At 48.5% G+C, this 6,616-nt stretch carries 7 protein-coding genes; 1 reads left to right on the top strand and 6 read right to left on the bottom strand.

Features of this window, described 5'->3' with window-relative positions:
- Window positions 1–238: 238 nt before the first annotated feature.
- Both JF818_RS13825 and JF818_RS13830 read right to left on the bottom strand, forming a co-directional pair.
- On the bottom strand, window positions 239–655 hold the full coding sequence (locus tag JF818_RS13825) for an Rrf2 family transcriptional regulator (protein WP_198892565.1): 417 nt from the start codon (window positions 653–655) through the stop codon (window positions 239–241).
- Window positions 652–1,059 (bottom strand): Rrf2 family transcriptional regulator, encoded by a 408-nt coding sequence (locus tag JF818_RS13830; protein WP_198892566.1) that lies wholly within the window; start codon window positions 1,057–1,059, stop codon window positions 652–654. Before JF818_RS13830 ends, JF818_RS13825 begins: the two co-directional genes overlap by 4 nt.
- 168 nt (window positions 1,060–1,227) lie before the next feature.
- Between JF818_RS13830 and JF818_RS13835 the strand changes: the two genes are divergently transcribed.
- Entirely contained in the window at window positions 1,228–2,271 is a 1,044-nt protein-coding gene (locus tag JF818_RS13835; RefSeq protein ID WP_198892567.1) for an AbrB family transcriptional regulator, read from the top strand.
- Here the strand turns inward: JF818_RS13835 and JF818_RS13840 are convergent.
- The 4 genes from JF818_RS13840 to JF818_RS13855 form a co-directional block, all read right to left on the bottom strand.
- A complete protein-coding gene (locus tag JF818_RS13840; protein ID WP_198892568.1) occupies window positions 2,268–3,785 on the bottom strand; it encodes a DUF1846 domain-containing protein in 1,518 nt (505 codons plus the stop codon). The genes JF818_RS13835 and JF818_RS13840 overlap by 4 nt on opposite strands.
- A gap of 5 nt (window positions 3,786–3,790) precedes the next feature.
- Window positions 3,791–4,342 carry a DJ-1 family glyoxalase III gene (locus JF818_RS13845; RefSeq protein ID WP_198892569.1) on the bottom strand — a complete coding sequence of 184 codons (552 nt, stop codon included), beginning with the start codon at window positions 4,340–4,342 and terminating at the stop codon, window positions 3,791–3,793.
- A gap of 17 nt (window positions 4,343–4,359) precedes the next feature.
- On the bottom strand, window positions 4,360–5,436 hold the full coding sequence (locus JF818_RS13850; RefSeq protein ID WP_198892570.1) for a 3-deoxy-7-phosphoheptulonate synthase: 1,077 nt from the start codon (window positions 5,434–5,436) through the stop codon (window positions 4,360–4,362).
- A 46-nt stretch (window positions 5,437–5,482) separates the two neighbouring features.
- The coding region (locus JF818_RS13855) for an AMP-binding protein (protein ID WP_198892571.1) at window positions 5,483–6,616 on the bottom strand (1,134 nt) is incomplete at its 5' end.

Raw genomic sequence — 6,616 nt, forward strand, 5'->3', positions numbered from 1 at the left:
GGGCCACACGATCCTTCACACTGGAGAGAGGATTGAAGCTCTCAAGCTTAGCAAGCACAGTAGCATCCCCATCATGAAGCCGATGGATCTTGACCAAGGGTGTTTTGCCAATTTTCTCTGTGATGTCCTGGTAAATATGTCCACTCATCGGATAGCCTCCATTGCTGTATCTTTATATCCTAGTATTTTTATAGTCTTTATAGTATTTAAAATACAGACTCCTGTCAAGGCCAAACCCTCAGATCATATAGGTAAACCACTCTGCCCTGGTCACCTCAGCCAAGGTGACATTTTCAAACACCTTACGTACTTCCTGGTCCAATTTTTGGTAGAAGTGCAACCTTATCACCCGCTCAATGGCTGATTCCTGTCCTTGAGATGTTTCCTCAAAGGTTATATTCCCTTCCAGGAGATCGAGCACATCATAGATGAAAATCTTCTCGGGGCTTTCCTTGAGCTGGTATCCACCTCCAGCCCCCTTGATGGAAACAAGGAAGCCACCACGGGTAAGAAGCAGTGCAACTTGCTGCAAGTATTTCTCACTGAGCTCCTGCCGGTGTGCAACATGGGAGAGTGCCACAGGACCCTCATTCTGGTGTTCAGCCAAATCTACAAGCAATCTTAGGCCGTAACGACCTCGTGTGGAAATTTTCATATGCCTCCCCCCACTTCATGTTCAACCAAGTGTGAGGCCAGGTCCTCGATCAAAACCTGCTTTGCATAATTTACCACTGCATTCTGCAGCAACGCCCATATCTGGTGCGTTTTGCAGGCTTCTGTCCTACTGCAATCCTTACAAGGAACTGGATGAAAGTCACCTTCACTGGCATTCAGTACATCATGGCAAGTAATTCCATTACGAGCAATACGATATCCTCCCTGTACACCTCGCTCTGCAACAACGAGTTTTGCACGCCTAAGGGGAATCATCAATTGCTCAAGATATCCACTGCTGATACCAGTCGCTTCACTGATCGAGCGTATACTGCAATTCTCCTTGCAGGTGGCCAAATAGACCATGGTCTGTAACGAGTATCTACCTTTTGTCGATAATTTCATATCTAGAAGGTATCAGTAGGATATCGCGACGTCAAGCGTTGGAGAGAGGGTAATAATTGTATACAAACGGTTCACCAATCACCCTACATATGATACAATAGCTCCCATAATCATTAGATAGATGGTATACAACAATTCTCTGCTGGAGCAATGCATCAAGGATTTCCTATGAATTTACTTCCATTACTCATATTGCATGGTGTCGGGGCTACAGGGGCACTGGTTTTACGGCGGTTCAGAATACCTGCGGGGACCTTGATCGGAGCCCTTGTTGCAGTAATGATACTCAACAGTGTTCAGTCCTCTCCCACTACCTATCCTGAAGATCTTCGTGTCTTTGTCCAGATCTTCAGTGGCTTGGTGATCGGGACCCGTTTCACTCGTGGTGATATCAAAACGCTGAAAACCATGGTATTCCCGATCATCATCCTGGTTGTGGTACTACTCTCGACCAACCTTCTTTTTGCCTTCATCATGCAACACTTCACCAGCTTGAGTTTTATGACAAGCTTCTTTGCATGTGCACCTGGAGGAGTATCGGATTTGGCGCTTGTGGCTACTGATTTCGGGGCAGTTATGGAACACGTTGCACTTTTGCAGCTCTTCCGTTTGGTCTCCGTTATCATAGTATTCCCCCCAATGATCAGGGCAATGCTCAAGATCGATGACCGAACCTCCCCAGCACAAGCGACAACACGAGTCGGATCATCCAGATCGGTCTCTCCTTCCTGGTTCCTTGCCACTATCGCTTGTGCATTGACCGGTGGTTTGCTTTTCAATGCTGCAGCAATACCTGCAGGTGCAATCCTCGGCTCCATCGTAGGGGTTGCATTGCTGAACCTTGTCAGCGACAAGGCAACCTATCCAAGAATACTGAAAATGTTGGTGCAAATAGCGGCAGGATCCTATATAGGAAGCAGAATCACCGTGCAGACCCTTTTTGAGATCAAGGTGTTGTTGCTCCCTGCACTCATCCTGACCGTTGAACTCTTTTTCATGGCATTTGTAACAGCGGCAATCCTGCACAAGATCTGTTCACTGGACTGGGCAACCAGTCTCTTCTCCTCAACCCCTGGTGGAATCCAGGAGATGGGTTTGATCAGTGATGAATTGGGACTAGAAACCCCCAAAATCGTCCTGATGCATACATTTCGCATCCTGGCGGTCCTGGGGGTTCTTCCCTTGATAGCCGGTCTTTTCGGTGGTATCTAGGCTGGATTATACATGGAAGAGGTGGGGAACTTTGGTTCACTGGTAACATTGAGTACCAGTTTTCTCAACCCTGAGGAGTCTCCACTACTGGGGATATGGGTCATATGCACTTCACATCCATGAAGAAGTGGTAGGACCGCACTCGCTTTCTTGGCATCCTCACTGATCGCGCAACTCATGGCCAGGCAGATGAGTACCTCATCAAGATTCAGGCTAACACCCCTACCCTTGAGTACATCCCTCTTCATCTCTGTCACAGACTGGACGATTGCAGGAGGGATGAGGTCGATCTCGTGATCGATATCCGCAAGGACCTTCACTGCGTTGAGGATCAAGGCAGAGGAAGCGTGCAGGAATGGTGAATTGCAGCCGGTGACGATCCGCCCATCAGGCAATTCAATTGCTGCTGCACATACAATTCCATTTATGCCCTTATTCCGCTCAATGCCTCGCTCGAGGGCTTGCTTGGCTGCAGGGACAACACTGCGGTTTTCACTGGAAAGCTTCGCACCATCCATGATTGACAGGCTTCGCTCGACGGTATCCTTGGTGCCGATACCCTGGACATATTCACAGGCAGCTCGATAGTAGCGCCTGATAATTTCCTGCTCACCAGCTTTCCTGACAACCTCATCATTGATGATACCAAATCCACATCGATTGACTCCCATATCAGTGGGACTCTTGTAAGGACACTCCTCACCGGTAATCTTGCTCAAGATCCGGTTAAGAAGAGGATAGGCTTCCAGATCCCTGGAATAATTGACGGTGATCTGGTTGTAGGCACTTGCATGAAAGTGGTCGATCAGGTTCTTGTCCCCGATATCAGCAGTTGCACTCTCATAGGCAATATTCACCGGATGATCAATGGGCAGGTTCCAGATCGGGAATGTCTCAAACTTTGAGTATCCACTATGCCTTCCTGCCTTATAGTCATGGTACATCTGTGAAAGGCAGGTTCCAAGCTTTCCGGAACCTGGACCAGGACCGGTTACAATAACGACCGGTCTGTCAGTTTCAATATAGGGGTTTGCACCATAACCTTCATCACTGACAATCAGGTCTACATTGTTCGGATAGCCGTGGGTTGCACGATGGGTATAAACGGTAATGCCACGTTGCTCGAGAATGTTCTTGAAGTGGACCGAGCCTGGTTCCTCATCAAAACGGGTAATTACCACACGGGTGACCTTCAACCCCCACTTGGAGAAGTCGTCAATCATCTTGAATACATCCGTATCATAGGTGATACCGAAATCACTCCGCATTTTTCGCCGTTCTATGTCACCACTATGGATACAGATGATGACATCAATCTGTTCCTTGAGTGATTGGAATACACGCATCTTCACATTCGGGTCGAAACCGGGAAGTACGCGTGATGCGTGGTAGTCGAACAGGAGTTTGCCTCCACATTCCAGATAGAGCTTCCCATCACTCTGCTTCACTCTCTCGAGGATGTAATGACGTTGCTCCTCCAGATACTTCTCATTGTCAAATCCAATTGCACCCACGCTTCTTACCCCTTGTACTGCAGTTGCTCTGCTATAGCTTCTTTCGTCCGTTGGTCAAACAATACACCGATAAGCGCCAATGAGAACGGCATGGCAGCCCCTGGTCCTTGTCCGGTAACCAACGATCCGTCCACGATGAACGACTCATTCTCCAGTACCAAACCAGGACAAGTCTCTTCTGTCCCTGGATATCCTGTCACCCTTTTTCCGTCCAACAAGCCGGTCTTGCCAAGGACAACTGCAGGAGCCGCACAAATGGCCGCGACCACCCCACTTTGGGCAGTCTCAATAACCTTCTCCAAAACCTCGAAGGATGCAGCAAGATTCTTCGACCCTTGCCCTCCTCCTGGAAGGACCACACAATCAAATGTCTTTTTCTTGCAGGATGACAGGGTGGTATCAGCATGGACTACAATACCATGAGCACCTTTCACTGCAAGCGTATCAAGGGAAGCAACGGTGACTTTTGCCCCACTTCGCCTAAGCAAATCGATCGGTGTGATAGCCTCGACCTCTTCAAACCCTTCTGCAAGGATTACCAAAACTGAGGGAATCATGATAAGACCTCCATTCTTCACAGCGGCTGGATAATGCCGCCTTCGCTACGAGCCTTGCGAAGTAAATCGCAAGCATGGTGCACTATTCGTTCAGTCTCATCCCAACCAATGCATGCATCAGTTACGGATACGCCATATTTCAAGGTAGATAGATCTTCAGGAATTTTTTGACATCCCTGTTCCAGGTTGCTTTCCAACATAAAGCCACGAATAGCCTTCTCACCCCAGGAAACCTGGTCAATGAGAGAACGCAATACCCGTTTCTGCCTTTCATAGTGTTTTCTGGAGTTTGCATGACTGCAATCGATGATGATTGAGGGATTCACCCCCTCCTTCTGCATAAAGACCCTTGCATTCTCTACATCATCCTCATAGTAGTTGGGGCTTTGGTCGCCACCACGAAGGATCAAGTGACAGCAATCATTACCGGTGGTCCTGAAGATGGCACTGGCTCCAGAGGCATCCATACCAATGAATGATGCCGGTTGATGGGCGCTCTTGATGGCATTGATTGCATTAAACAGGTCCCCACTGGTACTGTTCTTGAACCCAACAGCCACACTCAATCCACTGGCAAGATTTCGGTGGATCTGGCTCTCGGTTGTTCTTGCACCAATCGAAGACCAACTCATCAACTCGTCAATATACTGGGGTATAATGGGGTCAAGTACCTCACACCCTACCGGCAGGCCCAACTTCACGATGTCCAGCAGGAGGGAACGGGCAGCCATGATGCCACCACCGATATCATAGGAGCCATCCATCTTTGGATCGAGAATCAGACCCTTCCAACCACCTACGGTCCTCGGTTTCTCAAAATAGGTCCGCATCACCACAAACATCTCTTCCTCGATCTCGCTTGCAAGCTTCTTGAGCTTCCGTGCATATTCGAGCGCTGCCTTGGGGTCATGCAGAGAACAGGGACCGATGATTGCAAGCAATCGTTGGTCCCTTCCTTGGATGATATCGTTAACCGTCTGACGGCTTCGACGTATGGATTCTGCGGTTTGTTCATCAACCGGAAGCAGGGAGACGACCTGCTGCGGTGTAGCAAGTGGTTCAACCTGCTTGATTCTGATATCTACGTTTGCCATGCTGATTATTCCTTTGGGAAGGTATACCACGTCTCAGCGATGAGGCTCAACCCTTTTCGGCTTCCTTTGCTGTATCATCTTTGCCTCTGGAGTACAGGAATCGCTTGATCTTCTGGGTTGGTGTTCTCTGGAACGGTTCTTCCTGCAACTCAGCACTACTGAGTCGGCTGAAAGCACTCAATTCCTTGTTCACGTCCTCTCTGATTTTCGCGACATATTTCAGGGCTTCATCCTTAGCCTCATTGACATTCAAGGCCATCTTGCTGGCAAAGGCTTCAACGTCGATCTTGATCAATGCCGCCAGACCACCCTGCTCTGGGATAACCAATGACTCAGTGACAAAATCCTGATTGTTTATCACAGACTCGATCAGCTCTGGGTAGATATTCTCCCCTCCACTGCCCAGGATCATGGTCTTTGTCCTTCCCTTGATAGAGAGTCGGCCATGCTTGTCCAGGTGCCCTAGATCGCCTGTCCTGAAATATCCATCCTCGGTGAAGCTTGCCTTGTTCAGCTCAGGATTGTCATAGTATCCCTGCATGACATTCGGGCCCTTCACCAAGATCTCTCCCACTCCGGTCTCCGGATCAGGATCGGCCAGCTTCACATCGACATGCTCAACCAATTTACCGATAACCCCAACATAATGTTTCTTTGGTTTCCCACCAGCGATCAGGGGAGCGGTCTCGGTAAGCCCGTAGCCTATGGCATAGGGGAATTTTGCATCAGCAAGGAATTGTTCTACTTCTCGATCAAGTGGAGCCCCTCCAATACCGAAGAACTTCATATGGCCACCGAAGGTCATCTTCAGTTTCCGACCTATTGCCTTGCTGATCAACTTTCGGGTAAAGGAGTAACGCATCCATTTCTTGATCTTCTCGTTACCCTTGGTAACAGGAAGCACGGCACTTCGGTATACCTTTTCGATAAGCAAGGGAACAGTCATCACAATTGTGGGCTTTACGTCCTTGAGAGCGGGAAGCAGGATTGATGTAACCGGCGGCTTACCCAGATATACAATTTCACAACCACACATAAGCTCCAATATTTGTCCGGTGGTAAACTCATAGACATGGCTTACCGGCAAAATTGAAAGTACCTTGGACTTGTGATTGAGATCTACATACACATCAGTCGATATATCAGCATTCCAAACAAGATTTCCGGGTTTTTTTAAAAA

The sequence above is a fragment of the Sphaerochaeta sp. S2 genome (assembly GCF_016406725.1).
Classification (GTDB): Bacteria; Spirochaetota; Spirochaetia; order Sphaerochaetales; family Sphaerochaetaceae; genus Sphaerochaeta.

What these genes read in the sequence shown, in the direction of transcription:
- JF818_RS13825 (WP_198892565.1), bottom strand. Translation starts at nt 655, where the DNA reads ATGAAAATTTCCACACGAGGTCGTTACGGCCTAAGATTGCTTGTAGAT.
- JF818_RS13835 (WP_198892567.1), top strand. Translation starts at nt 1,228, where the DNA reads ATGAATTTACTTCCATTACTCATATTGCATGGTGTCGGGGCTACAGGG.
- JF818_RS13845 (WP_198892569.1), bottom strand. Translation starts at nt 4,342, where the DNA reads ATGATTCCCTCAGTTTTGGTAATCCTTGCAGAAGGGTTTGAAGAGGTC.
- JF818_RS13850 (WP_198892570.1), bottom strand. Translation starts at nt 5,436, where the DNA reads ATGGCAAACGTAGATATCAGAATCAAGCAGGTTGAACCACTTGCTACA.
- JF818_RS13830 (WP_198892566.1), bottom strand. Translation starts at nt 1,059, where the DNA reads ATGAAATTATCGACAAAAGGTAGATACTCGTTACAGACCATGGTCTAT.